General features: G+C 65.5%; 29 protein-coding genes and 1 tRNA gene. 16 read left to right on the top strand and 14 right to left on the bottom strand.

Translation table 11 applies throughout. The features are described from left to right. Nucleotides 1-17: 17 nt before the first annotated feature. The 6 genes from QQL28_RS30000 (at nt 18) to QQL28_RS30025 (ending at nt 5,510) form a co-directional block, all read left to right on the top strand. Entirely contained in the window at nt 18-1,418 is a 1,401-nt protein-coding gene (locus QQL28_RS30000; RefSeq protein ID WP_284271298.1) for an aspartate ammonia-lyase, read from the top strand. 263 nt (nt 1,419-1,681) lie between these two features. After that, nucleotides 1,682-2,650, top strand: coding sequence for an NAD(P)H-dependent flavin oxidoreductase (locus QQL28_RS30005; protein WP_284271300.1), 969 nt, complete (start codon nt 1,682-1,684; stop codon nt 2,648-2,650). Nucleotides 2,651-2,830: 180 nt separating this feature from the next. After that, nucleotides 2,831-3,604, top strand: coding sequence for a thioesterase family protein (locus tag QQL28_RS30010; RefSeq protein WP_284271302.1), 774 nt, complete (start codon nt 2,831-2,833; stop codon nt 3,602-3,604). A gap of 137 nt (nt 3,605-3,741) precedes the next feature. Further along, nucleotides 3,742-3,990, top strand: a complete 249-nt coding sequence (locus QQL28_RS30015) for a hypothetical protein (protein WP_284271304.1) — start codon at nt 3,742-3,744, stop codon at nt 3,988-3,990. Between the two features lie 138 nt (nt 3,991-4,128). Next, complete coding sequence (locus QQL28_RS30020) at nt 4,129-4,800, top strand: hypothetical protein (RefSeq protein WP_284271306.1); 672 nt, start codon at nt 4,129-4,131, stop codon at nt 4,798-4,800. 116 nt (nt 4,801-4,916) lie between these two features. After that, complete coding sequence (locus tag QQL28_RS30025; RefSeq protein ID WP_284271308.1) at nt 4,917-5,510, top strand: hypothetical protein; 594 nt, start codon at nt 4,917-4,919, stop codon at nt 5,508-5,510. Between the two features lie 11 nt (nt 5,511-5,521). On the opposite strand, the gene QQL28_RS30030 is transcribed toward QQL28_RS30025, so the two are convergent. Next, a complete protein-coding gene (locus tag QQL28_RS30030; RefSeq protein ID WP_284271310.1) occupies nt 5,522-5,767 on the bottom strand; it encodes a cysteine rich repeat-containing protein in 246 nt (81 codons plus the stop codon). A 238-nt stretch (nt 5,768-6,005) separates the two neighbouring features. Between QQL28_RS30030 and QQL28_RS30035 the strand changes: the two genes are divergently transcribed. Then, on the top strand, nt 6,006-6,296 hold the full coding sequence (locus QQL28_RS30035; protein WP_284271312.1) for a hypothetical protein: 291 nt from the start codon (nt 6,006-6,008) through the stop codon (nt 6,294-6,296). Nucleotides 6,297-6,474: 178 nt separating this feature from the next. Here the strand turns inward: QQL28_RS30035 and QQL28_RS30040 are convergent, their stop codons facing one another. After that, on the bottom strand, nt 6,475-8,406 hold the full coding sequence (locus QQL28_RS30040) for a sensor histidine kinase (protein WP_284271313.1): 1,932 nt from the start codon (nt 8,404-8,406) through the stop codon (nt 6,475-6,477). Further along, the gene (locus QQL28_RS30045) at nt 8,403-9,086 is read right to left on the bottom strand and encodes a response regulator (protein ID WP_284271315.1); all 684 of its coding nucleotides are present in this window, start codon (nt 9,084-9,086) and stop codon (nt 8,403-8,405) included. Before QQL28_RS30045 ends, QQL28_RS30040 begins: the two co-directional genes overlap by 4 nt. A 308-nt stretch (nt 9,087-9,394) precedes the next feature. Here QQL28_RS30045 and QQL28_RS30050 point away from each other — a divergent pair, with 308 nt between their 5' ends. After that, nucleotides 9,395-10,360, top strand: coding sequence for an alpha/beta hydrolase (locus QQL28_RS30050; RefSeq protein WP_284271317.1), 966 nt, complete (start codon nt 9,395-9,397; stop codon nt 10,358-10,360). Between the two features lie 66 nt (nt 10,361-10,426). Here QQL28_RS30050 and QQL28_RS30055 read toward each other — a convergent pair whose 3' ends face one another. Together QQL28_RS30055 and QQL28_RS30060 are read right to left on the bottom strand one after the other, a co-directional pair. After that, nucleotides 10,427-10,678, bottom strand: coding sequence for a GCG_CRPN prefix-to-repeats domain-containing protein (locus tag QQL28_RS30055; protein WP_284271320.1), 252 nt, complete (start codon nt 10,676-10,678; stop codon nt 10,427-10,429). A gap of 22 nt (nt 10,679-10,700) precedes the next feature. Further along, on the bottom strand, nt 10,701-10,943 hold the full coding sequence (locus QQL28_RS30060; protein ID WP_284271321.1) for a hypothetical protein: 243 nt from the start codon (nt 10,941-10,943) through the stop codon (nt 10,701-10,703). A gap of 290 nt (nt 10,944-11,233) precedes the next feature. Between QQL28_RS30060 and QQL28_RS30065 the strand changes: the two genes are divergently transcribed. Further along, nucleotides 11,234-12,193 (top strand): AraC family transcriptional regulator, encoded by a 960-nt coding sequence (locus tag QQL28_RS30065; RefSeq protein WP_284271323.1) that lies wholly within the window; start codon nt 11,234-11,236, stop codon nt 12,191-12,193. A 38-nt stretch (nt 12,194-12,231) separates the two neighbouring features. Here the strand turns inward: QQL28_RS30065 and QQL28_RS30070 are convergent, their stop codons facing one another. The 3 genes from QQL28_RS30070 to QQL28_RS30080 form a co-directional block, all read right to left on the bottom strand. Next, a complete protein-coding gene (locus QQL28_RS30070) occupies nt 12,232-12,423 on the bottom strand; it encodes a helix-turn-helix domain-containing protein (RefSeq protein ID WP_284271325.1) in 192 nt (63 codons plus the stop codon). Between the two features lie 94 nt (nt 12,424-12,517). Continuing rightward, nucleotides 12,518-12,751 (bottom strand): hypothetical protein, encoded by a 234-nt coding sequence (locus QQL28_RS30075; RefSeq protein ID WP_284271327.1) that lies wholly within the window; start codon nt 12,749-12,751, stop codon nt 12,518-12,520. Nucleotides 12,752-12,925: 174 nt separating this feature from the next. Beyond that, nucleotides 12,926-13,010: transfer RNA gene (locus QQL28_RS30080), tRNA-Leu, on the bottom strand. A 154-nt stretch (nt 13,011-13,164) separates the two neighbouring features. Between QQL28_RS30080 and QQL28_RS30085 the strand changes: the two genes are divergently transcribed. Beyond that, nucleotides 13,165-13,707 carry a disulfide bond formation protein B gene (locus tag QQL28_RS30085; protein ID WP_284271329.1) on the top strand — a complete coding sequence of 181 codons (543 nt, stop codon included), beginning with the start codon at nt 13,165-13,167 and terminating at the stop codon, nt 13,705-13,707. A 136-nt stretch (nt 13,708-13,843) separates the two neighbouring features. Here the strand turns inward: QQL28_RS30085 and QQL28_RS30090 are convergent, their stop codons facing one another. Continuing rightward, complete coding sequence (locus QQL28_RS30090) at nt 13,844-14,929, bottom strand: AbrB family transcriptional regulator (protein ID WP_284271331.1); 1,086 nt, start codon at nt 14,927-14,929, stop codon at nt 13,844-13,846. 88 nt (nt 14,930-15,017) lie between these two features. Then, on the bottom strand, nt 15,018-15,287 hold the full coding sequence (locus QQL28_RS30095; RefSeq protein WP_284271333.1) for a PsiF family protein: 270 nt from the start codon (nt 15,285-15,287) through the stop codon (nt 15,018-15,020). Between the two features lie 198 nt (nt 15,288-15,485). Here QQL28_RS30095 and QQL28_RS30100 point away from each other — a divergent pair, with 198 nt between their 5' ends. After that, complete coding sequence (locus QQL28_RS30100) at nt 15,486-15,980, top strand: hypothetical protein (RefSeq protein WP_284271335.1); 495 nt, start codon at nt 15,486-15,488, stop codon at nt 15,978-15,980. A 41-nt stretch (nt 15,981-16,021) separates the two neighbouring features. Here QQL28_RS30100 and QQL28_RS30105 read toward each other — a convergent pair whose 3' ends face one another. Continuing rightward, nucleotides 16,022-16,576 carry a TetR/AcrR family transcriptional regulator gene (locus tag QQL28_RS30105; RefSeq protein ID WP_284271337.1) on the bottom strand — a complete coding sequence of 185 codons (555 nt, stop codon included), beginning with the start codon at nt 16,574-16,576 and terminating at the stop codon, nt 16,022-16,024. Between the two features lie 98 nt (nt 16,577-16,674). On the opposite strand from QQL28_RS30105, the gene QQL28_RS30110 reads away from it, so the two are divergent. From QQL28_RS30110 to QQL28_RS30120, 3 genes are all read left to right on the top strand, one after another. Further along, nucleotides 16,675-17,100: an acyl-CoA thioesterase gene (locus QQL28_RS30110; RefSeq protein ID WP_284271338.1), complete on the top strand. Its 426-nt coding sequence runs from the start codon at nt 16,675-16,677 to the stop codon at nt 17,098-17,100. 4 nt (nt 17,101-17,104) lie between these two features. Further along, a complete protein-coding gene (locus QQL28_RS30115; RefSeq protein ID WP_284271339.1) occupies nt 17,105-17,572 on the top strand; it encodes a PaaI family thioesterase in 468 nt (155 codons plus the stop codon). Nucleotides 17,573-17,707: 135 nt separating this feature from the next. Further along, nucleotides 17,708-18,370, top strand: a complete 663-nt coding sequence (locus QQL28_RS30120; RefSeq protein WP_284271341.1) for a DsbA family protein — start codon at nt 17,708-17,710, stop codon at nt 18,368-18,370. Nucleotides 18,371-18,446: 76 nt separating this feature from the next. On the opposite strand, the gene QQL28_RS30125 is transcribed toward QQL28_RS30120, so the two are convergent. The 3 genes from QQL28_RS30125 to QQL28_RS30135 form a co-directional block, all read right to left on the bottom strand. Next, nucleotides 18,447-18,647, bottom strand: a complete 201-nt coding sequence (locus QQL28_RS30125) for a hypothetical protein (RefSeq protein ID WP_284271343.1) — start codon at nt 18,645-18,647, stop codon at nt 18,447-18,449. A gap of 81 nt (nt 18,648-18,728) precedes the next feature. Continuing rightward, nucleotides 18,729-19,799, bottom strand: a complete 1,071-nt coding sequence (locus QQL28_RS30130) for a carboxylesterase family protein (protein ID WP_284271345.1) — start codon at nt 19,797-19,799, stop codon at nt 18,729-18,731. Nucleotides 19,800-19,849: 50 nt separating this feature from the next. Continuing rightward, nucleotides 19,850-20,821 carry a S1C family serine protease gene (locus QQL28_RS30135; protein ID WP_284271347.1) on the bottom strand — a complete coding sequence of 324 codons (972 nt, stop codon included), beginning with the start codon at nt 20,819-20,821 and terminating at the stop codon, nt 19,850-19,852. A gap of 270 nt (nt 20,822-21,091) precedes the next feature. Here QQL28_RS30135 and QQL28_RS30140 point away from each other — a divergent pair, with 270 nt between their 5' ends. After that, nucleotides 21,092-22,510, top strand: coding sequence for a M20 family metallopeptidase (locus QQL28_RS30140; RefSeq protein WP_284271349.1), 1,419 nt, complete (start codon nt 21,092-21,094; stop codon nt 22,508-22,510). A 261-nt stretch (nt 22,511-22,771) separates the two neighbouring features. After that, a complete protein-coding gene (locus QQL28_RS30145; RefSeq protein WP_284271351.1) occupies nt 22,772-24,562 on the top strand; it encodes a peptide ABC transporter substrate-binding protein in 1,791 nt (596 codons plus the stop codon). The last annotated feature ends 28 nt before the right edge of the window (nt 24,563-24,590 follow it).

Raw genomic sequence — 24,590 nt, forward strand, 5'->3', positions numbered from 1 at the left:
AAACCAAAGGAGCGCCCATGAGCCGCACGGAGCAGGACTTCCTCGGACAGCGTGAGATCGCCGACGACATCTACTACGGCGTCCAGACCATCCGCGGGAAGGAGAACTTCCACATCACCGGCATTCCGATGAACCAGGAGCCTTACTTCGTGAAGGCGCTTGGCTACGTGAAGAAGGCCGCCGCGATGGCCAATCGCGACCTCGGCGCGATCGACGCCAAGGTCGCGGACGCGATCATCCTCGGCTGCGACCGCGTCATCGCCGGCGACATGATGGATCAGTTCGTCACCGACTTCATCCAGGGCGGCGCCGGCACCTCGACCAACATGAACGCCAACGAGGTGATCGCCAACCTCGCGCTGGAATCGCTCGGCTTCGGCAAGGGCGACTACCAGCACGTCAGCCCGAACGACCACGTCAATTACGGCCAGTCGACCAACGACACCTATCCGACCGCCTTCCGCCTGGCGCTGATCCTGCGGCTCGAAAGCTACATGACGGCGCTGCGGCAGTTGCAGGAGGCATTCTTCGCCAAGGGGCGCGAGTTCGATCGCGTGCTGAAGATGGGCCGCACCCATCTGCAGGACGCCGTGCCGATGTCGTTAGGGGCCGAATTCCGCGGCTGGGGCACCACGATCGGCGAGGAGGTCGATCGCATCTCGGAAGCTCGCGCGCTGCTACGCGAGATCAATCTCGGCGCCACCGCGATCGGCACCTCCGTCACCGCGGCCGTCGGCTATCCAAAACTTGCAGTCCGGCATCTGAGCGCTCTGACCGGCGTCGACTTCGTGCTCGCCGGCGATCTCGTCGAGGCGACGTCGGACACCGGCGCCTATGTGCAGCTGTCCGGCGTGCTCAAGCGTACCGCGAGCAAGCTCACCAAGATCTGCAACGACATTCGCCTGCTGGCCTCCGGCCCGCGTGCCGGCTTCAACGAGATCAATCTGCCGCAGCTTCAGCCGGGCTCGTCCATCATGCCCGGCAAGGTCAATCCGGTGATCCCCGAGGTCGTCAACCAGACCAGCTTCCTCGTCATCGGCCTCGACACCACGGTGACGCTCGCGGCCTCCGCCGGCCAGCTCCAGCTCAACGTCATGGAGCCGGTGATCTCGTTCGCGCTGTTCTTCTCGATCCGCACCATGGAGCGCGCCGTCAACAGCCTGCGCGAGAACTGCATCGTCGGCATCACCGCCAACGAGGAGCACACCCGCAATATGGTGCTCAACTCGCTCGGCATCGTCACCGTGCTGAAGCCGCTGCTCGGCTACAAGCAATGCGCCGAGATCGCGCGCGAGGGCTACAAGAGCGGCAAGTCGCTGCACCAGATCGTGGTGGTCGAGCGCAAGCTGCTGACGCAGGAGAAGTGGGACGAGATGTTCTCCTTCGAGCGGCTGATCAACCCTGATTTGAGCGAGTAGGCACTGGTCTCTCCCCTCGTCATTCCGGGGCGCGCGAAAGCGCGAACCCGGAATCCATTCCACCATTCGCGCTGAGGCGCGATGGATTCGGGGCTCGACGCTGCGTGTCGCCCGGAATGATGGGAGAAGGAATTCCGCGGGTTGGAATTGCGGTATGGCGTCCGCCGGGCGGCGTGAAAACGCAATACTTGACAGTGGAAAGATTGCCTTGTTGGTATGGCGTCAAGCCTTCAACTTGTCCGCCAATAGAGGATCGTTTCGCAATGTCCATGCCTGCCTTGTTCAAAGGGCGCCTGTCGATCCCCGTGATCGGCTCGCCGCTCTTCATCATCTCGGTGCCAGATCTCGTGATCGCGCAGTGCAAGGCGGGTGTGGTCGGCTCGTTCCCGGCGCTGAACGCGCGGCCGCCGGAGCTGCTCGACGAGTGGCTGGCACGGATCACCGAGGAGCTCGCGGCCTATGACCGCGCCCATCCCGAGCGGCCTTCCGCGCCGTTTGCGGTCAACCAGATCGTGCACAAGTCGAACAACCGGCTCGATCACGACATGCAGCTCTGCGCCAAGTACAAGGTGCCGATGATCATCTCCTCGCTCGGTGCGCGCGAGGAGCTCAATCAGGCCGTGCACGGCTGGGGCGGTATCGTCTTCCACGATGTGATCAACCAGAAGTTCGCGCACAAGGCGATCGAGAAGGGCGCCGACGGCCTGATCCTGGTCGCGGCCGGCGCCGGCGGTCACGCCGGCACGATCTCGCCGCTGGCCTTCGTCGCGGAGACGCGCAAATGGTTCGACGGCCCGATCGCGCTGTCGGGTGCGATCGGCAACGGCAAGGCGATCCGCGCCGCGCGCATCCTCGGCGCCGACTTCGCCTATGTCGGCTCGGCCTTCATCGCGACCAAGGAAGCCAACGCCGTCGAGAAGTACAAGGAGATGATCGCGTCTTCGACCGCCGACGACATCGTCTATTCGAATCTCTTCACCGGCGTGCATGGCAACTATCTGAAGCCGTCGATCCTCGCCGCCGGCATGGATCCGGAGAACCTGCCGACGTCCGATCCCTCCAAGATGAATTTCGGCACCGATGCTTCCGGCGAGCGCGCCAAGCCGAAGGCGTGGAAGGAGATCTGGGGCTCGGGCCAGGGCATCGGCAGCGTCGAGGGAATCCTGCCCGCCGCCGAGCTGATCGCGCGCTTCAAGAAGGAATACGACGAAGCGGTAGATCCGCCGTTGTGATCGCTCTCGTGTCCCGGACGCGGTGCGGCGCCACCAGCGCACTTACGCGCGTCTTCGACGCGCTATGGTGCCGCTCCGCAGAGCCGGGACCCATTGCTGCAGCAACTGGACCCCGGATCGGCAGCGCACCGCTTGCGCGCTGCGCTGCGTCCGGGGGACTCCAACGGAGATCGGGTAAGCATGACCGCCATCTACCGCGTCGACGGCAACAGCGTCGTCACCAGCCCTGATGCCGCGGGACCATGGGACCCGCGCATGCAGCACGGCTCGGCGCCGGCTTCGCTCGTGGTATGGGCGGCCGAGCGGATGGCGACGTCCGTGCCGATGGACATCGCGCGCGTCACGATTGATTTGATGCGTCCGGTTCCGGTGGCGTCCCTCACGATCGCGACCGAGGTCTTGCGCGAAGGTCGCAAGATCCAGCTCTGCGGCATCAAGCTGCTGGCAGACGGCGTGGTCGTGGTCGGCGCGACCGTGCTGAAGATCAGGCGGCAGGCGCTGACGCTGCCTGGCGACGTCAAGGAGCTTCAGGTCGACCTGCCGGCGCCGGAGCAGTCGCTGCTCGAGGACGGGCACGCTGCCACGAGTCCGTTCGTGCGCTCGGTCTCGATGCGCGCGGCGCGCGGCCGCTTCGGCCAGGCCGGCGCCGGCGCGATCTGGTTTCGCGTCGACAAGCCGCTGATCGAGGGACAGGCCGTCTCGCAGGCCACGCGCGCGGTCGTCGCCGCCGACTTCTCCAACGGCACCGCCTCGACGCTCGATTTTCGCGCCTGGACCTACATCAACGCCGACCTCACCGTGAGCTTTGCACGGCAGCCGGTCGGCGACTGGATCCTGCTCGACGGCGAATCCTGGATCGGTGCAGATGGCACCGGCCTCGCGATGTCGCGACTCGCCGACCGGCAAGGTTATTTCGGCCGCGCGGTGCAAAGCCTCGTGATCGAGAAGCGCTGAAGGTCTCGGCAAATCGGCGGGTGCCGCATGCCGCGTGCGCAACCCCGAAACAACCCGCCATTTAACGCGGCATTAACCATCGCGCTCCCAGAATCCCCTTCGAAAGCCGCCAATGGGGCACGAAGAGGGGACAGGCGATGGACTACGAATTTCTCAATGCCAAGACGTCGGCGTCGCTGGATGAAATCCGCGTCCGCGTGGCGCATGCGCTCGCCCGTCACCCGCTCTGCCGCAACGTGCGCTTCGACATCGTCAGCGTGCCCCGCACGCGACGTGGCGGCAACTGGACCGTGACGCTCCAGGCGATCGAGCCGCGCGCGGTGTGGGAGGCCTCCGAGATCGTCGCCGACATCCAGGACGCCTACGACCTGGCGCTAGCCGCCTGATTTCGTTGAATTTTCCAGTCGATGTCGCCGTCGTCCCAACGTTTTCCCAGCGTTTTCCGCTACGGTGGCACGGTTAGGCCTTAATTCCTGCTCAGTTTCAGGGCATTGAGCGGTCGAGAGCCGGACGCGGAGAGACGTTTGTCGAAAGCCATCACCATCGTCGTGCTGACTTGCTTCCTGGTTCTCGGCGCCGCCGCAGCTGCCATTTTCGGCCGTGACAGCGTGCCGGCCGCGGGCAGCGACATGGTCTCGCAGGTCGCCCCAAAGCCGGTCGCCGCCAACCGCGCCAGCAAGGCCGACCGTCTGAACGTTCCTACGCTCGCTCTGGCCTCCGCTGCCGTCGAGCCGGTCGACAGGCCTGTTCTCACCGAGCAGCTGCGCCAGGCTTTCGCCGCCGCCACGCCATCCGATTTCCCCCCGGCGCCCAAGGCGAGCGCATCCGAGGCACCGGCCGCAGCAACCGACGCGAAGCCAAAGGCGGTCGCCAAGCCGCAACCGCAGAAATCCTACTCGCTGCTGTCCGACGTGCAGATCGCGGGCATCAAGGACCGGCTGAAGCTGTCGTCGTCGCAGGAATATTACTGGCCCTCGGTCGAGACAGCGCTGCGCAACGTCGCGCGCAAGATTCAGGCGAACAAGCTCTCCAATCCGCAGGTGCAGGGCGTGCCGATCGATCCGAACTGCGATGAGGTCCAGCAGCTGAAGTCGGCCGCGATGCCGCTGCTGTTCCAGCTGCGCGACGACCAGAAAGAGGAAGTGCGCAAGCTCGCCCGCATCATCGGGCTCGAGAAGGTCGCTCAGCAGATCTGACGCGTAGCAGTTCCGCGCGCCTGGCGGCGGAACTACGGCATTTTCCCGAACGTCGCCTCGTTCCCGGAACATCAAATTGCGCGATGCGTTGCTCGCTCGAAAGAGGGAGTGGACCGATGCGCGTTTTGACAGCCTATTTCGTCGGCGGCGGAACCATCGTCGCAGCCGTCGCCGTCGGTCTTGGCGGCGGCATCGTCGCCGGCAACATCATGAATCCCGTCGCGCCCAAGCACGGCCCCGATACGGCCAGGCTGGAGCGGCGTGCAGAGTCGACGGCGACGACCAATGCGCCATCCGAGCGCGTGCAATATCTCATGGGATCGCAGGCCTTCGGCGCCGTGGTCGCGCTGCCAGTCCAGGCCGCGGCGATGGCCGCCACGGCCAATGCCGAGCCATCCGCGCCGCCGGCCAAGCCTGCGGAGCAGCAGGCCTCGACCGAACAGGCGGTCTCACCGGAGAACGCCTATGCGAAAGCGAAGGACACCGATGTGAAACGCGCGGCGTCGGAACGGCATCGCGCCGACCGGCGGCAGCGCTGGGCCGAGCGCCGTCGCTACGATATGCGCGATCGCCCCGACTGGGACGACGTCGGGCGCAACGTTCGCGAAGATGCCGATGCCCGCGAATTTGGCTCAGGCCCGCGCCGTGGCTATCCGCAGAATCGCGGCTTCCCTCAGATCAGACTGTTCGGATCTGACGACGACGATTAGCGCGCGCCGCATCAACCTCCGTGCGACTCGATGACCTTGCGGCAGGCGTCCGACAGCTTGGCCTTGTTGTCGCGCAGGCATGCGTTCATCTGCGGCGGCTTGCCGATGTGTTCGGCGCAGAACTTGCTGGCGTCGCCGCGGCAGGCCATCTGCTCCTGCGGCGTCGGGCCGGATTGCGCCGATACGGGCAGAACGGTCGATGCGAGCACGACGATCGATGCGAGCACGAGCGCGGCAATAGCTGAAGTCTTCATCATTCACCTCTTCGGGTTTCGTTGTCCGGCTTGAAACCAGGCGGCGCGACCATCTGTGCAGCCGGCCTGCGGGTCCATGCCATGTTCATGGCAGCCGGAATGCCTCAGTGCCTGCGGCACCGATGCGCCCCCCATCTTCATGGCATGTATCGGCCCGCCATCCTTTGCCATCTAGCCTGCACGTCGGCTGCGAGAATCGCTGGTTGCATCGACAGGCCGAACGGGAAGCAGGAGAGCTGAGATGGCAAGGAAAGCAGGAACGCTGAGCATCGGCTTGGCAATTGCGGCGCTGGCGGGCGCAGCAATGGTGTCGCTGGGCACGAGTCCGGCGCAGGCGGTGGTCTATTGCAAGACGGTCGGCGTGCCCAAGGGCTGCGTGGTGCGGCCGGCCGCGGCGGTGGTGGTTGTACCGGCCGAGCCGGTCGCGGCTGCCGCGCTGGCGGCCCCCGGCGTCGGCGCACCCGGGGTCGGTGTCCGTGCCGGCACGCCGATGACCCGCGGCGGCCCGGTCAATCGCGTCGGCGTGCGCTGAGCGCGCTCCTTCACCTCGCCCCGCTCTTGCGCCGAAGCTTTAGCGAAGGCGGACGCGGGGAAGGAAGAAGATTTCGGGCGCAGGTATGCTTGCGAGCGCACCCCCCGTCCTCCGCAGGATAAATCCCGCCCGCCCCTCTCTCCGCGCGTCGCCCACACATTCGGGGAGGGGGCTTTTTTCAGCCTGAGGCCGCGTCGCTGTCGGGAAAGCGCCGCGGGAGTTGCAGCCGCACGGATGTGCCCGAGGGGGAGGAGCCGAGTTCGAGCTCGGCACCACAACGGCAGGCGCGGCTCTTCATGTTGCGCAGGCCTCGCGCGGTCTGGCTCGCCCCCGTCGCCTCGCCATTGCCGGCCAGTGCAAAGCCCTGGCCATCGTCCGCGATACTGATCACGCCGCGCCGATCTTGCGGCGCTCCGCCGAGCGTCTCGATCCTTACCGCGATCTTGCGTGCCTTCGCGTGCTTGACAGCGTTGGTCACGGCTTCGTCCAGGATGCGCACGATCTGGATGACGTGCCATGGCCTGAGCTCCGGGTGCAGCGGCAGGCCCTGCGGCGTCGTCACGTGCCAGTCGAGCGCGATGTCGTGTGGGCGCAACTGTGCCGCGGCGCGCTCGCGCCATGAGCCGAGCGCCAGCATCAGATCGCCGCCGATGTCGTCCATCGAATCGATCACGAGCCGCAGATCCTTCAGCGCGGCGCGCGCGGCGTCCGCAATGGGCGCGCCGTTGCTGCCGCGTTCGGAGAGCGCGACGATGCTGACGAGCTGGCCGCCGAGGCCGTCATGCAGGTCGCGCATCAGCCGGGTGCGCTCGTTGGCGAGGGCTGCGGCCCGCGCGCGCTCTTCCTCGCGGGCAAAGCTTGCCTTCAATCGCTCCTCGGCCTCGCGCACGCGGGCGATCAGCTGGCCTGCGAAACTGTCGACCTGGTTCAGCGCGCGGGCAAAGCGCCAGGTCAGGCCCGCGCCGATCGCCACCAGCATCGCCGAATAGGACAGCCGCGAGATGAAGGTGCGTTCGTTGGGCAGGATCTCGAACACCGACAGCATGTCGTGGCCCCAGCAGGTCAGCACGATGGTGACCGCGCAGCCGAGCGTGAAGCTCGCCGCATCCTGGCGCCGCACCACCGCCGCTGCCGTGACGCCGGCCATCAGCAGCAGGCAGATGCCGACCGTCGGGATGCCGAGGAACAGGAAAAGGATGCGCGGCAGCGGCTGGCCTGCGACCAGCCCGACCACGAACACGGCAAGGCCCGGCGCGAACAGCAGCGTGCCGTAGCGCGGCCAGCGCCAGCCGAAGAACAGCACGGCGAACACCACGATGAGCGCGCTCTCGATCGGGGCGGAGGCCAGCAGCACGGCGGCGAGTCGCGACGAGTGGGCGGGTGGCACCGGCGGCGGCAGGAACGCCTGGATGACGCCGAGGACCATCGCGATCGCCAGCACGCCATAGACCGGTTCGTGGCGCCGCATCAGCCACATGATCGCGAGGATGACCGCCAGGATGGATTGCCAGGCGGAGAACACCACGGGCAACGTGACGAACAGCAACGTGCGCGTCTCGTAGGCGCCTCGCAGGTTCTCATCCGGCCCGACATAGACGGTGTCCAGAAAGCCCTTCAACGGCCCCCACACGAACAGCCGCACCGTGATGGTGTTGGTGCCGTCGCGGAGCAGCGATGACGGGATCGGCGCGATCTCCGGCGTATTGCGGTCGGGCCGGTTGGCGGTAGGGTCGCGCCGGGAATCGAGGATCACCACGCCGTTGACCGCGACCTCCACGGCGTTGCTGAAGCGTGGCAGGAACACCGACCACGCCGCCGACGCGTCGACGGTCCTGAAGGTGAAGCTGCCGCTGTAGAGCGGCGGATCCGCGAGCGAGTAGCGCGACGCGGTGAAATGCGGCAACGTCACCGCCCTCGTCACGCCGTCTTCCTGCAAGCTGAACTCGCTCAACGCGAAATCGTCGGGATCGCTGGGCTGCAATAGCCGCAGCACCAGGATGCAGGCAATGACGATCAGCGCCTGAAGCAGGAGATAGGGCACGAGCCGCGCCAGTTGTAGCCGCCGGCGCGCTTTTGGCGTCACGAGCGGCTTTACGGCGACCTCGCTCACAGTTTGATCAGGCCCTGCTGCACCGCCTCGAACACCGCCTCGCTGCGCGTATGCACCTCGAGCTTGCGATAGATGTTCTTGATGTGGCCGGGCACGGTCTGGCGCGACAGGCCCAGATGGCTCGCGATCTCGGCGTAGCTGAATCCCTTGGCAATGCCCCAGAGGATGTCGATCTCGCGCGGGGTGAGCCTTGCGGTGTTGAGCACCGGCCCCGGTGGCGGCTCGGCGGTGGTTTGCGCAGTACCTTGCGTTCTGCGCACGATGAAGCGTGCGATCGAGGCCGAGATCGGCGAATGCCCGGCGACGAGCTCGCGCACGGTGGTGGCGATATCGGTCGGGAAGGCGTCCTTCAGCAGATAGCCGGTGGCGCCGACCGTGATCGCGGAGATCACGCTTTCCTCGTCGCCGAGCGCGGAGATCACCATGATCTCGGTGTCGGGAAAGCGCTGCCGCGTCTCGCGGATCAGCTCGATGCCGTGGCCGTCCGGCAGGCGGAGGTCGGTCAGGAGCACCCGCGGCGCGCGTGAGTTCAGGGCCTGGCGCGCTTCACCGAGCGTGCCGGCCGTGCGCACCTCGTACTCCGCCTTGATCAGCGCATCCTGCAAGCGCCAACAGGTCGGTGCATCATCCTCGACGAGGAGGATGGTGATCCCTGCAGGAGCCTCGTCCTGTTCCGTCATGGCAAAAACCCCGACCGCGTGTCCCCCGCGGCGCAAAACCGAGCTTAGCCGCGCCGTGCCAGTTGCGACACCCATAATCATGGGGCGGAGGCAAACCGGCGCGGGCCGCGCAGGGCGTGCGAGACGAAAGATACACGTTTTAATTGACGGCGCGGATCGGCGCGCGATAAGTTTCTGTGGCGGCAAGGCCGTCAGCTCTTTGATCGAGACCGACCGCGGGGCCGCGTCGGGCGTTCGGGCTTTTTGCTTCGACGTTGCGTCCTGATCGATGCTCTCCCGGAAAGCGTCAACCATGTGAGACGGGTCCAATGAAGTACTGGATCAGTTTGCGAAAGGTGTCCGGCGGCGTATTCACCGATGAGATCGAGCTCGGCCCGGCTCGCTATCTCGCAGTGCCCGACAACGAAACGCCCGGGCCCCAGCATCAGATCACGCAGACGCAGTGGATTCGCCAGATCATGGCGCTCTTTCCACCCGATCCGAACTATCCCGACGATGGGCCGAGCGGCGATGTTCTCTTCTTCGTGCACGGCTACAACAACACCGTTGCCACTGTCGACCAGCGTCACAAGCAGATCCAGGCCGGGCTGACGGCGAACCAGTTCGCCTGCCAGGTGATCAGCTTCGACTGGCCTTCAGGTGATCTGGCGCTCGCCTATCTCAGGGACCGCGACCACGCACGTATCACCGCCGTGCGGCTGGTCAGCGCCGGGATTAAGCTGTTCGTACGGACCCAGAAGGAGAAGTGCGACATCAATGTCCACGTTCTCGGTCATTCAACGGGGGCCTATCTCATTCGCGAGGCGTTTGATCATGCCGACGATGGACAGGCCACCGCGACGGCGTGGACGGCCGGCCAGCTCGTGCTGATCGCCGGCGACGTGTCGGCGTCGTCGTTCTCCGCAGGAAATCCGGAAACCGAGAGCACTTACCGGCACTGCTACCGTCTGACCAACTTCTTCAATGGCTATGATCAGATACTGCAAATATCCAACGTGAAGCGCGTCGGCCTGTCGCCGCGCGTCGGTCGCGTCGGATTGCCGGCCGATGCGCCGACGAAGGCGGTCAACGTCAATTGCTCGGACCACTTTCACGCGACCTACCCCCCGACCGGCAACGTCACTCTCGACGCAGTGACCTCGCATTCGTGGTACTTCTCCGACTCCACCTTTCACCGTGATCTCGCGACCACGCTAAAAGGCGCGATCGACCGCACGTTGATCCCGACCCGCAACATCGCGCCGCTGACCGGCGCGCAGGCGCTGACGTCATAGGCGACGTCTTTCGGCGGCAGGCCGGCAGACGCCCGGGCGAGATGCTCCGGGCGTCCGTCAGACAACTTACCTTCCGTTCCCGCGGCAGCCGCCATTGGGGCCGACGTGGTAGCCGCGCGGGCAGGCGTGGGCGGCGGGGTTGGCGTAGTTCTTCAGGCAGCCACCATAGGGGCCGCGATGCCAGCCCGCGCCGCAGCCGCCGGCGACCGCGACGATGTCGCTCGTCGCGAGGGCCCTGACCGGCGCAAGGGGCACGGCCTCGGCGGAGCCGGTGATCGCGGCGAGCGCGAAGGCGGCGGCAAGGATGTGTCGCATCATGTGCTGTTCTCCGTCCGGCGCCTCAATGCGTGGCGGCAAAGGCGATGCCGGCGCGCACTTCGGCGATCGCCTGGTCGATCAGGCCGAGCGCCTTCTCGCGGTGGCCGCCCTTGTTCGGTTGAGCCTTGGCTAGCTCGACGCGGGCCTGTTGCAGGATCGTGACGCTCTCGTCCATATGCGGCTGGGCGCCGATTGCGTAGCCGATGCCGAGGCTTGCGGCGATCGCCGCGCCGAGCGTGAGGCTGCGGGGTAGAGAAGTTCGCATGTCGTTGTCTCCTCCAGCGGGCGTCAGGCGGCGGCCGCCCGGATGCCGGGATGCGCCGGCGCATCCGCGGCCTGAATAAGGCGCTAGCCAGCGCGCCGTCTTGGACTGTCCGGCGTCGAACGATTCCGGGTTTGGACTGACCGGCGCTGTTTAAATCACGTCATCGTGCTGATAGCCTGACGGGGCTGTTCACCGGGCATTCAGTCCGCGCCCGGCAAATTCGTGCCCTTTCTTGCTTCGTTTCTTGCCAAGTATCTCTTCAAAGTCCTTTCCCCAAAATTCCTTCCCCGATGCCCGTCGTCCGGAAAGCGTTATCGACCGATATGCTGCCGCAGGGCCTGTCCGAGCGGCAGCGCTTCATCCGCTTTGCGGAATTGTTCGAGCATTTCTCCAACACCGGTGAGCTCGATCCCGCGTCCGACGTGCCGTTTCGCGCCGCGATGAACTCGATCCACATCGGCACTACCATGCTCGGCCGCTGCGACGGCAGCTTCGTCACCGTGCGGCGCGAGAAGCGGCAGGTGATCGAGACCGGCGACGACCGCTTCTGCCTCGTGCGCAACACCGGCGATCGCGCCTCCTATGTGGGCCACCGCGGCCGCGAGATCAGCTTGCGGCCGGGGTCGATGGTGCTGCTCAAGCTCGACGAGCCGTTCTTCGCCGCTGACGGCACGAACCACAAGCGCTTCACCAACGTGCATCTGCCGGTCGCGACGCTGCGCGCGATGGTCGCCGACGTCGATGAGCTGGTCGGACAGGAGCTGGCGCCCGGCGGCGCGCTGTCGCTGGCGATGGACTACAGCGATCTTCTCCTGCGCCATCCCGCCGCCGTCGACGAGGCCGGCATGGCGATTGCGGCTCATCTGCTCGATCTCGCGGCGCTCGGGCTCGGCGCACGTGCCGATGTCGCGTCCGCCGCAAGGCGGCGCGGCCTGCGCGCCGTGCGGCTCCAGGCCGTATTAGCGATCCTGCAAGCGCGTTTCCATGAGCCGGATTTTTCCGCGCACAAGCTCGCCGCGGCCGCCGGTCTTTCCGAGCGCTACGTCAACGAGCTGCTCTTTGAGGCCGGCGCCAGCTTCACCACGCGCTTGAACGAGCTGCGCCTGCGCAAGGCCGCCGATCTGCTGGCCCGGAGCGAGGGGCGCATCAGCGACATTGTGTTCGCCTGTGGCTTCAATGATCTGTCCTATTTCAACCGCAGCTTCCGCCGCCGCTTTGGCCTGACGCCGACGGCGGCAAGGGGGAGGTGAGCGGGGAGCTTCGTCGCGTGGGTTGGCGTAGGCGCAACTCAGCTCGAGGAGCGATCACGCAACCCTTCGACACCTTCCGCGCGGAACCGCTTGACCCATTTGGCAACGGTCTTCGGTGTCGTGTTGAACTGGTCGGCCGCGTCCGCCTTACTCAGCCCGCCATCGACCACGCTTCGCACCATCGCCTCTCGACCTTTGGGCGTCAAAGGCGCATTCTTGTGGACGTTCATCTGGTCTTTCCTTGGAACACTGAAGCTTCGTAACCTCAGCTTCCTCGGTTCAGACCAGATGGACAACCTCCTGAGACAGCAAAGTTAACCCACCCTACGACGCCTCCACCCGCGGCGGCGGATAGCGCCTTGCCAGCATCGACAGCGACAGATGCCGCTCTTCCTGCGGCAGCTCGAGATAGGCCAGCACCTGCGCCCGCTTCCAGCCGTCGACGCCAAAATCCATCGTCATCCATTTCTGCGGCTCGGGGCCTTCGAGCCCGCGCACCCAGACGAAATAGCGGGGAAGGTCGCCGGCTTCTCCTTCGGTCGCGCGTCGTCTGGCCATCAAGCTGCTCGCTGGGTGGAGACCAATCGCGGGAGAATATAGGCGGGCGAGATGATTGCTAGGGGAGGGGCCATGGCCCGTCTTGCCAAGAGGCTTCGCCGGGCAAGCTTCGTCGCTTCGCTACGAGAGGCGGCATCGGCTCGCCAAGCCGTAGCTCGCGCAGCGAGCGAAGGCTGGTGCCCCTGGCCGGAATCGAACCAGCACTCCTTGCGGAACTCGATTTTGAGTCGAGCGCGTCTACCAGTTCCGCCACAGGGGCCCTCGGTCGGCCCGTGGCTGGGCGTCGCGAAGCCGGCGGACTATAGCCATGGAAAAGACGGGGTCAACCCGCGCCAAAGTGATGTCGGGCGTTCTCGACAGGGCCGTCGGCGGAGGCTAGAGGCTAGACCCAATCCTTCACCTCTGAGGCCGTCGTGACGACGAATAGTGCTGCAATACCAGCCTCCCGCCCGGCCGCCGCCAATCCGGCGCTCACGGCCTCGGCGGCCGTCACCCTGATCGCGGCCGCGACGATTGCGGGCGCCTGGTTCTTCCAGCTCGTGCTTGAGATCCTGCCCTGTCCGCTGTGCCTGGAGCAGCGCTACGCCTACTATCTGGCGATCCCGCTCGGTGCGCTCACGGCGCTTGCCGCGAGAGGTGGCGCGTCGCGGCCGCTGCTGCTTGTCGGGCTTGCCGTGCTCGCGCTGGCGACACTGGCCAATGTCGGCCTCGGCACCTACCACGCCGGGGTCGAATGGGGCTTTTGGAAGGGCCCGACCGATTGCTCCGGTCCCGTCGTCAATCTCGGCAGCGCCAAGGATCTGTTGTCGCGGCTCGACACGGTGAAGGTGATCCGCTGCGACGAGGTGCAATGGCGCTTTCTCGGCCTCTCCCTCGCCGGCTACAACGTGCTGATCTCGCTCGCGATGGCGGCGATCGCGGCATGGGGATTTGTGGCGACGGCAAAGCGGGCGTAGCTGCCGTAAGGGGGCAAAGGCGCGTCAGCGCCGTGCCCACCATCTTTCCCCGAGCATGGCAGACGTGGCGGGCACGCTTCCGCCTTCGCTCTTCGAGCTACGGCGGACAAGTCGCTTTGCCCGCCCTACGAAGCTGTCAATCATCCACATCGTCCTGCGTGCGCCCGAACAGGTGCACGATGCCGGGGGTTGCGATGGTCACGAACACGAAGCGTGACAGATGATGCGCGCCGACGAAGATCGGGTCGATGTGCAGGGTCAGCGCCAGCGCCAGCATGGCGTCCATCGCGCCCGGCGCGAAGGCGACGATGACGTCGGAAAACTTCACATGGGTCGTCAGCACGACGATCGCGACGAAGATGCCGGAGATCGCGATCGCGATCGCAAACGAGCCGAGCGCCGCGTTGATGTGGCCGGCGAGGGTCTTGATCTTCATCCGCGCAAAGCGGCTGCCGATCAGCGCGCCGATGCCGACCAGCGCCACGCCGCGCACCCAGTTCGGCAGGCCGCCTTCGACCCATCCCGCCCCGTGCAGCACGCTTGAGGCGATCATCGCGCCGAACATCCAGCTCGCGGGGAATTTGGCGAGCCGCAACAGCAGCGATAGCGCGAGCGAGGCGACGACGAGAATCAGGAGCTCGAACGGCGAGGCGATCGTGGTCGTCAGCGACGGCGCCGCCGAGGGCGCGACGCCCGCGATCGCCAGCACCAGCGGCAGCGCCGCGGTGAGGATGATCACGCGCATGGTCTGCACCACTGCGATCCCCGGCAGATCGGCGCCGCGCTCGACCGCCAGAATCGTGATCTGCGACAGCGCGCCGGGGCTTCCGGCGAGAAAGGCCGAGGTGCGGTCCCAGCCATGGATGCGTTGCAGGTAATAGCTCGAGCCGAAGGTCGAGCAGAAGGTCGCAAGCGCGAGCAGTCCGATCGTCAGCGGATAGGCGCTGACCTGCTGGATCAGATGACGCGAAACGACGGACCCCAGGGAGATGCCGAGCAGCACCAGCACGGTCTGCGTCAGGATCGGCGGCACCGCGAGCGGGCGGCCGGCGATTGCGGCGATCCCGACCGCGATCATGGCGCCCGAGATCAGTCCGCCCGGCAGGTTAGCGAACAGGAAGACCAGTCCGCCGACTGTGCCGATGACCAGCGCCTCGACGGCGCTCAAAACCTTGGCGCGGGACGGCAGCTGAAAGGGCAGGGAGGCGGTGATTTGCTTCACACCGCCTTATGGCAAATCGGAAAGACGCGCACAATTGCAGCCATGTCATGCCGCAATGCGCGCGCCTCTCAGAGCGAATGTGACGGAATTACTTCGCGGCGGGGGCGGCGGTGCCGGCCTTCGCGGTCTTGATGCAGTCGGAGCGGAATTTCTTGCGCTCCTTGCCGTGCAGGCCCTTGGCATCGGCCTGCTTGGAGCATTCCTGCGATTCGGCCGAGCGCTCCTTCGGGGCCTTCTTGTCGGTCGTGGTGGTCGCGGCATCGCTCTTGGCTGCCGGCGCGGCGGTCTGCGCGAAGGCGGTACCGGTGGCGAACAGGGAGGCGAGGGCGACGACGGCGAGGCGCGAGGCGAGGGTCATGTGTTGCACTCTTGGTTGTAAATTGAGAAGGGCGGAGAACGTCGGCCCGCATTGCTGAACGCCACATGAATGGACTGCGCGCCGCGATCACTAAATTTTGGCCGCGAAAAGCATCGCTTCCTTGTCGGACGCCGCCGACACGCTAGGATAGTGATCCCAATTTGCTTCCCCGGGGCAGGTCAAAGGAGGAGACGAAGGATGACCATTCAGACAAAATTGTTCTGCGCAATTGCAGCATCGAGCGTCGCGGCGTTGCTCGCGACGGCTCCGGCGAAGGCGCTGACCACGCAGGAATGCAGCGCCAAGTATCAAGCGGCCAAGAAGGAGGGCACGCTTGGCAGCATGAAGTGGAATGATTTCCGCAAAGCGCAGTGCGGTGCGGACGCAACTCCCGCCGCGGCTCCCGCGGCCGCCGCACCGGCGCCGGCTGCTCCGGCCGAGCCGAAACAGGCGAAGAAGGAAGCCGCGCCCGCTGCGGCCCCCGCACCGACGATGCCGGTCGGCAACGCGATCTTCCCGAACGCGGTTGATCCGAAATATGCCAAGGAGACCGCGGGCAAGGCCCGCCTGCACACCTGCGTCGACCAGTACAATTCCAACAAGACGACCAACGCCAATGGCGGCATGAAGTGGATCGAGAAGGGCGGCGGCTACTACAGCGAATGCAACAAGCGGCTGAAGGGCGCCGCGTAAGGCTTGAAACGTATCGGCGGCCGGGGCAACGCTCCGGCCGCTCAGTCGTTCGCGAGCAGCTTCTCTGCCGACCTTGCAATCATCTGCGCTCGCTTGCGCGGGCCGCGCTCGACGAAGAGCAGGCTTTGGCCGAACACGAAGCAGTAGAACAGGAAGGCCTGCGCATCGGCCTCATCGGTGCCGAGGCCCGTCGCTCGATAGAGCTCCGCGACATGTTTGAGACGCGCCGCGTCGACGCTTGCCACCGCTGACGCCGCAGTCTCGTCGGCTCTCGCCCACTGCCGGATCGCGAGCTCGATAGCCATGGCGGCCGGGTTCATGCGTTCGGAATAAAGCTGGATCACCGCCTTCAGCCGCTCGCGCGGGCTTTGTCCGTCGAGGCTCGTCTGCTGCGCGATCGCTTCCGTGCGTCCCTCGCGCCAGCGTTCCAGCATCGCGCCCAGCAGCGCGGCGCGGTCGGCGAAGCGGCGGTAGAAGCCGCCCTTGGTGACGCCGAGATTTTTCGCGAGCACCTCGACCCGCACGCCCTCGACCCCGGTGCGGGCAAGCTCCGCGAAGGCCGCCTCGACCCAGACATCGCCTTTGGCATCACTCATGAATTCGCCTCTCACCGAGGTTTGATACGGTGCCGTATTGCTAACCCGCCATGGGCCTGATACGCTACCGTATCAAAATCAAAAGGCGGGAAACGGCGATGCAGGAGGCGACCTATCGCGGCACGGTCTATCCGTGGCAATGCGACCATGTCGGCCACATGAACATCATGTGGTATGTCGGCAAGTTCGACGAGGCCAACTGGAATCTGTTCGCGCGCCTCGGGCTGACGCCGAGCTATCTGCGCAGCTCAGGCCGCGGTATGGCCGCGGTGCAGCAGAACATCACCTACAAGCGCGAGCTGCTCGCCGGCGACATCATCGCGATTCGCAGCATTGTGCTCGAGCTCCGCGAGAAATCGATCCGCTTCCGCCACGAGATGAGCAACGCCGAGACCGGCGAGATCGCCGCAACTTGCGAGATCACCGCGGTGCACATGGACCGAGCGGCGCGCAAGTCGACGCCGTTCGAAGCCGTCATCCGCGAGACCGCAATGCGGCATCTCGCCGAGCCGGTCATGGCGTGACGCGATGACCACCTTCGAGCCCAGGAATCCCGATTTTCGCGCGGCCGCAACCCGACTGTTCGACGGCCAGCCGGTGATGCGCACACTCGGCATCTCGCTCGCGCGCCTTGCGCCGGGCGAGGCGGAGCTGGCGATGGATTATGCGGCCGGCTTCACCCAGCAGAACGGCTTCGTGCATGCCGGCATCATCACCGCAGGCCTCGACAATGCCTGCGGCGTTGCCGCTTTCACGCTGATGCCACGCCAAGCCGACATCCTCACCGTCGAGTTCAAGACCAACCTGCTCGCGCCGGCGCGGGGCGAGGGCTTCGTCTTCAGGGCCGAGGTGGTCAAGCCGGGCCGCACGCTCACTTTCTGCGAGGCCAAGGCCTTCGCGCGGCAGGACGGTGCGACGACGCTGGTTGCGACCATGACCGCCACGCTGGTGGCGCTGGTCCGCCGCGACGCGGCGCAAGCCAGCTCTCCTGCCTGAGCCAAATGCGGCTGGGATAGCCCGTATACCGTTTTTTCGGCTGTCATTACCGGCGCCGCACTCTATATGCTGGTGCGTAACGCTTCTGCGCCTCAGGCCGTAGAAGCACCGACGGGGCCGAACTGGGACGGGTTTATGATCGGACTTGAAGACAAACCAACGCGGCGCGTGGCGCTGACGCTGATCGGGGCTGGCGCGGTGCTCGCAGGCGGCCTCCGCACCAGCTGCGCGGCGACGGCCGATGACGATACCATTCTGACCGAAGCCGCCGTGCTGCGCGATCCCGACGTGCCCGTGATCGGCAACCGTGACGGCGACATCACCATCGTCGAATGGTCCGATTATCAATGTCCCTATTGCCGCCGCGTCGAGCCGGAGCTGCGCCAGATCGTCCAGGACGACGGCAAGGTCCGGCTGGTGCTGAAGGACTGGCCGATCCTCGGGCCGGTCTCGGTAGCCGCGGCGCGGATGGCGCTCGCGGCCAAATTCCAGGACAAGTACGACCAGGCGCATGATGCGATGATGGGCGTGAATTCGCGCCTGACCGAGCCGCGCATCAATGAGCTGTTGGCGGGCGCCGGCGTCGACATGGATCGCCTGAAGCGCGATCTCGCCGGCCGCGCCAAGGACATCGACGCGATCCTGAAACGCAACAGCAATCAGGCCGAGGCCTTCGGCTTCCGCGGCACGCCGTCTTTCATCGTCGGCAAATTCCGAGTGCCGGGCGTGCTTACCATGGCCGAGTTCGAGCAGGCGATCGCGGACGCGCGCAAGGCGAAGGCAGGCAAAAGCAACTGAGCGCGGTCAGTCGAGACAAAGGCGCCGTCGCGGATAGCGACGGCGCCTCGTCAATGGATTGCTGACTAGAACCCGCTTATTTCGACGAAATCCTCACCCAGTCCTTGTGCGCGCGGTCCACCAGCGCGTCCCAGTCGGCCTTGGCGACATCCCAGTTTACGATGGTGCGATTGGTCGCTGCGACCTCACCGCTGGCAGATGTCTGCATCGAGTCGTGAATGTAGACGCCGACGCCAAGCAGCAGCGCGCCCAAAATCATTCCGAACAAAGTCTTCATAGTGAACCTCCGGTGACCGGCAATAACGTAAGTGCCCAACAAGAGTTCCCGGTCAGTGCGGCGAGGATATGGACGACCTGTTCACCCGCCATTCAGCCATTGCAGCAACTGCGCATTGATCTCGCGGGGATAGCAATGGCTGAGGTCGTCGATCTCGCGATAGGTGGCGTCGGCGCCGGCGGCAGACAGGGTTGACTGCGTCTGCCGCGCGACCTGCACGGGAAACATCCAGTCGAGCCGGCCGTGGGTGATGAAAACCGGCAACCCTTGCAGGCGCGCGTCGTCCGCCGTCTCCGCCATCAGCGGATGGAACGCCGCGGAGACCGGCGCAAGATGCGTGAAGGGCGAGGCGGCCTCGAGCCCGCTGACATAGCAGAACGTGCCGCCGTCGCTCATGCCGGTCAAAAGCAGGCGAGACGGATCGACATTCCACAGGCCGCGGACGGTTTCGAGGATGCGTGCAAGATTGGGAGTGTCCGCGTCGTCGCCCATCAGCGCCCAGGTCGGACCCGTCGCAGTCGGCGCGATCAGGATCGCACCGATGCTGCGTGCGTCGCGCAGCCAGCTCCACAGGAAGCCGCGGCCATTGCCGCTGCCGCCATGCAGCGCCATCACCAGCGGCCAGGGCCGATCGGGCGTGTAGTATTCCGGCACGTAGAGCGAGTAGCCGCCGCGGCTGCCGGGTTCGTTGTTGCGATGGAAGATACCGGTCTGACCGATGGGAGCCTCGGATAGCCGGGTCAGCAGATCTTCGTCCTCGCGCATTGCGGCGTTGAGAAAGAAGCTGCTCACCGGCGGAAATTTCGCCGCAAGCGGATAGAGCGCCTCCTGCGCGCGCGGCAGGTGGCGCAGCGCGCGGAAGACGGCGACGAGATCGCCATTGCCGGCTTGAACGGTCCGCAGGCCGACGAATGCGGCGAGCGTTTCCTCGCAGGCGCGATCAAGCGAGCTCCGCATGTCGGCAAAGGCGTGCGGCCAATCGGAGAGCTGCGACCGCGCGGCCTGCAACGCCACATCCGGGGTGCCGATCGCAGACATGACGGAGTCGAAAGCCGGCGGATGCAGGTGCCGCGCGACGAAGCCGAGCGCCTCCAGCGCATCGAGCAGCGGCGGCAGCACGGCCACGATGTCGTCCACCACAGCCTCGCTCATCTGCTCGCGTTCCTGTTCTGCTTGCGTGCGGCCTGGCAGTGCAAGCCTGTTCAGTGCAATCTTGGTGCCTTCAACAGCTTCATGCGGTCGGTCGAGGTCACCGTCACGTCGAAGGTGACGCCTTCGTGGTGCACCGTCAGGGGCACGTCGACGCCCGCGGTACCGAGCCCCCACAGCCTGCGGTAGAAGCCTGTCTGGCTCGTCACTTTCTCGCCATCGACGGCCAGGATGACGTCGCCGGTCTTGAGCTCGGCGCGCGCCGCCGGCCCGTTTGACGAGATGCCGATGATCACCACGCGGCGATCGATCTCGGTCGAAAACAGCCCGAGCCACGGCCGCGCCGGCTTGTTGACGCGGCCGAATTGACGCAAATCGTCCAGGATCGGCGTGAGCAGGTCGATCGGCACGACCATGTTGACGTGCTCGGCCTTGCCATCGCGTTCGCGCTCGAGCTGGAGCGAGCCGATTCCGATCAGCTCGCCGCGATCGTTGAACAGCCCCGTGCCACCCCAGTTCGGATGGGCGGGATAGGTGAAGATCGCCTCATCCAGCAGATATTCCCAGTAGCCCGCGAATTCCTGCTTGGCCACAATCTGGCTCGCGACCGAGCGCGTGCGCCCGCCGGCGCCGCCGACCACGACGCGATCGCCGGTCCTGGTCGCGGCCGACGAGCCGAGCGGAACGGGCGCAATGTCGAGCTTGCCAAGCGCCTGCACCAGGCCGAAGCCGGTGACCTGGTCGAAACCCACGACATGGCCTTCCATCACGCGTCCGTCGCCAAGATGCAGCCATACCGCTTCCGCCTCGGTAATGAGGTAGCCGATGGTCAGCACCAGTCCGTCATCGATCACGATGCCATTGCCGGCGCGCTCGGTGCCGAGCGTCTCGGCGCTGAAGGCGTCCGGCGGAATGATGGAATGCAGGCCGACGACGGAGGAGAGCACACGGTCGAGATCGAATCCATAGTCGCCGGTATGCGGCTGATGTGCCGGCGGCACTCTCCATTCAGTCAGAGCGGGCATAAAGCTCTCTCCTTGCTGGTCTCTTGGCCTTTCGGCGTCGCTTCCGGTATTTGCGGCAACGAGCAAGGCGCGAAGCATCGGCAATGTATGCCTCGAAGGGCGGTCTTGAAAGACCGTTGGAACAGTTGGCCGACGCGAATTGATGAAATCGGTGTCAGACTGCGTGCCGCTTCGGCCGCATGGCTGCTGTCCCGGCCGGTGCTAGGCGGGCTGAAGCGAAGCTGCTAACCATTGCCGCTTCGTTTGACCAAGGGATCACGGACGACAAGCATGGACAACCGCAGCGACATCTGGCGTGGCATTGATACGATCAAGGCGCGTTTTATCGACTTGAGCGACAAGGTCTGGGGGACGCCCGAGGTGTGCTACACGGAGGCGCGCTCCGCCGCCGAGCACCTCGCCGAGCTGCGCCATCAAGGTTTCAGCATCACCGAGAATGTCGCCGGGATTCCGACCGCGCTGATGGGCGAGTGGGGCGAGGGCGGTCCGGTCATCGCCTTCATGGGTGAATATGACGCGCTTCCGGGCCTCAGCCAGGAGGCAGGTGTTGCCGAGCATCGTCCGGTCGAGACCGGCGGCCATGGTCATGGCTGCGGTCACAATCTGCTCGGTTCGGCGGCTCTGCTCGCGGCGACCGCGGTGAAGGACTGGCTCGCCGAGCACAAGGTGCCCGGCCGCGTGCGTTATTATGGCTGCCCGGCCGAGGAAGGCGGCGCGGCCAAGGCCTTCATGGTGCGCTCCGGCGCGTTCGAAGATGCCGACATCGCCATCACCTGGCATCCCCACAGCTTCTGGGAAGTGGCGGTGACGCCGTCGCTGGCCAACACGCGCGCCGACTTCATCTTCACCGGCCGCACCTCGCATGCGGCGGCTTCGCCCCATCTCGGTCGCTCCGCGCTCGACGCGGTCGAGTTGATGAACGTCGGCGTCAACTACATGCGCGAGCACATGCCGAGCGACGCGCGCGTGCACTACGCGCTGCTCGACACCGGCGGCATCGCGCCGAACGTCGTGCAGGCCCATGCCCGCGTGCGCTACTCCATTCGCGCCCGCGATCTGCCCGGCATGAACGAGCTGGTCGGGCGCGTGAACAAGATCGCGCAGGGCGCAGCCCTGATGACCGAGACCAAGATGGAGATGAAGATCATTTCAGCCGTCTCCAACATCCTGCCCAATGCGCCGCTGGAGCAGGCGTTGCACCGGGTCATGGAAGAGCTCGGGCCGCCGCATTTCGACGATGCCGACAAGAATTTCGCCGGCCAGATTCGCGCCACGCTGAGCGACAAGGACATCGCGTCGGTCTATTACGCGATCGGCATGGAGCCGACGGAGCGGCCGCTTGCCGACTTCCTGGTGCCGCTCGATGCCAAGCGCAATCCGCTGATCGGCTCGACTGACGTCGGTGACGTGAGCTGGGTGGTGCCGACGGTGCAGGTCCACGCACCGACGGTTGCAATCGGCACGCCCTTCCACACCTGGCAGGTGGTGGCGCAAGGCAAGAGCCCGCATGCCCACAAGGCGATGGTGCAGGCCGCCAAGGCGATGGCCGGTCTCGGCATCAAGGCGCTGACGGAGCCTGAGCTGATCAAGGCTGCGAAGGCGGACCTGAAGAATCGCACCGCGAAGACGCCCTATGTCTGCCCGCTGCCGGACCATGTCGCGCCGCCGCTGGATATGTCCGTGGCGTAGAATTCCGTCTCGATACTTCGTCTGATCTGCCGAACAAATTTTTCGCAGTGCAGCGTTGATTGGCGGGCGTTTTAGCGCCGAATTGCCGAACGGTTGGGCGGCGAAATGAAGTTTTGCCCAACGGACAGCCAGAAGACCGTTTGCATACATACGGTCGCAGTTGACGTACGCCCCATTCAGTGTGCCATCTACCGCCAGCCAACTGGGTGGCCGCACCTCGCGACCGCCTGCATCCATATTGGAACCAGACGGGGGACCGCCATGCTGGACAAGAAACTGCGCGCAATGATCGACAAGGTGGCGGACGGCCGGATGGATCGCCGCGCCTTCATTCAGCGCATGGCCGCCGTCGGCCTTGCCGCCCCGCTGGCCAACCAGATCCTCGCGCTCGGCGGCGTCGCCATGGCCGAGGGCCCCTCGACCTACAAGCCCACCAAGCGTGGCGGCGGCGGCGCGTTGAAGCTGTTGTGGTGGCAGGGGCCAACCCTGCTCAACCCGCATTTCGCCACCGGTACCAAGGACCAGGACGGCTCGCGCCTGTTCTATGAGCCGCTCGCCTGCTGGGATCCCGACGGCAACATGAAGCTGGTGCTCGCCGCCGAAATCCCGTCAATCCAGAACGGCGGCTTGGCCGCCGACGGCAAGTCGGTGACCTGGAAGCTAAAGCCTGGCGTCAAATGGCACGACGGCAAGCCGTTCACCGCCGACGACGTCGTCTTCAACTGGGAATATGCCAAGGATCCCGCGACCTCGGCGCTGACGATTGCCACCTATCGTGACATCACCGTCGAGAAGGTGGACGACCTCACGGTCCGCATCGTCTTCAACAAGCCGACCCCGTTCTGGGCCGACGCTTTCGTCGGGGCTCCGAACGCCATCATCCCGAAGCATCTCTTCGCCGACTACAAGGGCGCAAAATCCCGCGAGGCGCCGAACAACCTGTCGCCGGTCGGCACCGGCCCCTACAAGTTCATCGAGTTCAAGCCGGGCGATCTCGTCCGCGGCGAGCTCAATCCCGACTACCACATGCCGAACCGGCCCTATTTCGACACGCTCGAGATGAAGGGCGGCGGCGATGCCGTCTCGGCGGCACGCGCCGTGATCCAGACCGGCGAATACGATTTCGGCTACAATATCCAGGTTGAGGACGACGTGCTGCTCCGCCTGGAGAAGGGCGGCAAGGGCAAGGCCATCTATGCCGTGGGCGGCGACACCGAGTTCATCGCGCTGAACTTCACCGACCCCAATGTCGAGGTCGATGGCGAGCGCTCCTCGATGAAGACCAAGCACCCGCTGTTCTCGGATCCTGCCGTGCGCAAGGCGCTGTCGCTGCTGGTCGACCGCGAGGCGGTCAAGAAGGTGATCTACGGCCGTGCCGGCCGCACCACTGCGAACTTCCTCAACGGTCCCGAAAAGTTCGTCTCCAAGAACAACACCTGGGAGTTCAGCATCGAGAAGGCGTCGAAGATGCTGGATGACGCTGGCTGGAAGCCGAGTGCGGATGGCATCCGCGAGAAGGATGGCAAGAAGCTGAAGCTTCTGTACCAGACCTCGATCAACGGCCCCCGCCAGAAGACCCAGGCCATCGTCAAGCAGGCCTGCCAGAAGGCCGGCATCGACGTCGAGCTGAAATCGGTCGTGGCATCGGTGTTCTTCTCGTCCGACGTCGGCAATCCCGACATCTATCCGAAGTTCTACGCCGACATGGAGATGTTCCAGATCCCGATGACCCAGCCGGATCCGGCCCAGCACATGCGCCGCTACATTTCGGCGAACGTGGCGACCAAGGAGAACAAGTGGCAGGGGCAGAATTACCCCCGCTACGTCAACAAGGAGTACGACGCCACGATCGAGGCGGCGGAAGGCGAGATGGATCCGATCAAGCGCGCCGCGCTCTACATCAAGGCCAACGACATCCTGATCGGCGACACCGTATTCATCCCGGTGCAGCATCGCCTCAAGGTGGAAGCCGCCGCCAACAACCTGGTGTGTATCATCAGTGGCTGGGCCAACGAGACCGACAACCTGTTCGACTGGTACCGGGAGGCATGATCGCGGGGCGTAGGCGGGATCTTTCCCA

It is taken from the genome of Bradyrhizobium iriomotense (assembly GCF_030160715.1).
Taxonomy (GTDB): Bacteria; Pseudomonadota; Alphaproteobacteria; order Rhizobiales; family Xanthobacteraceae; genus Bradyrhizobium; species Bradyrhizobium iriomotense.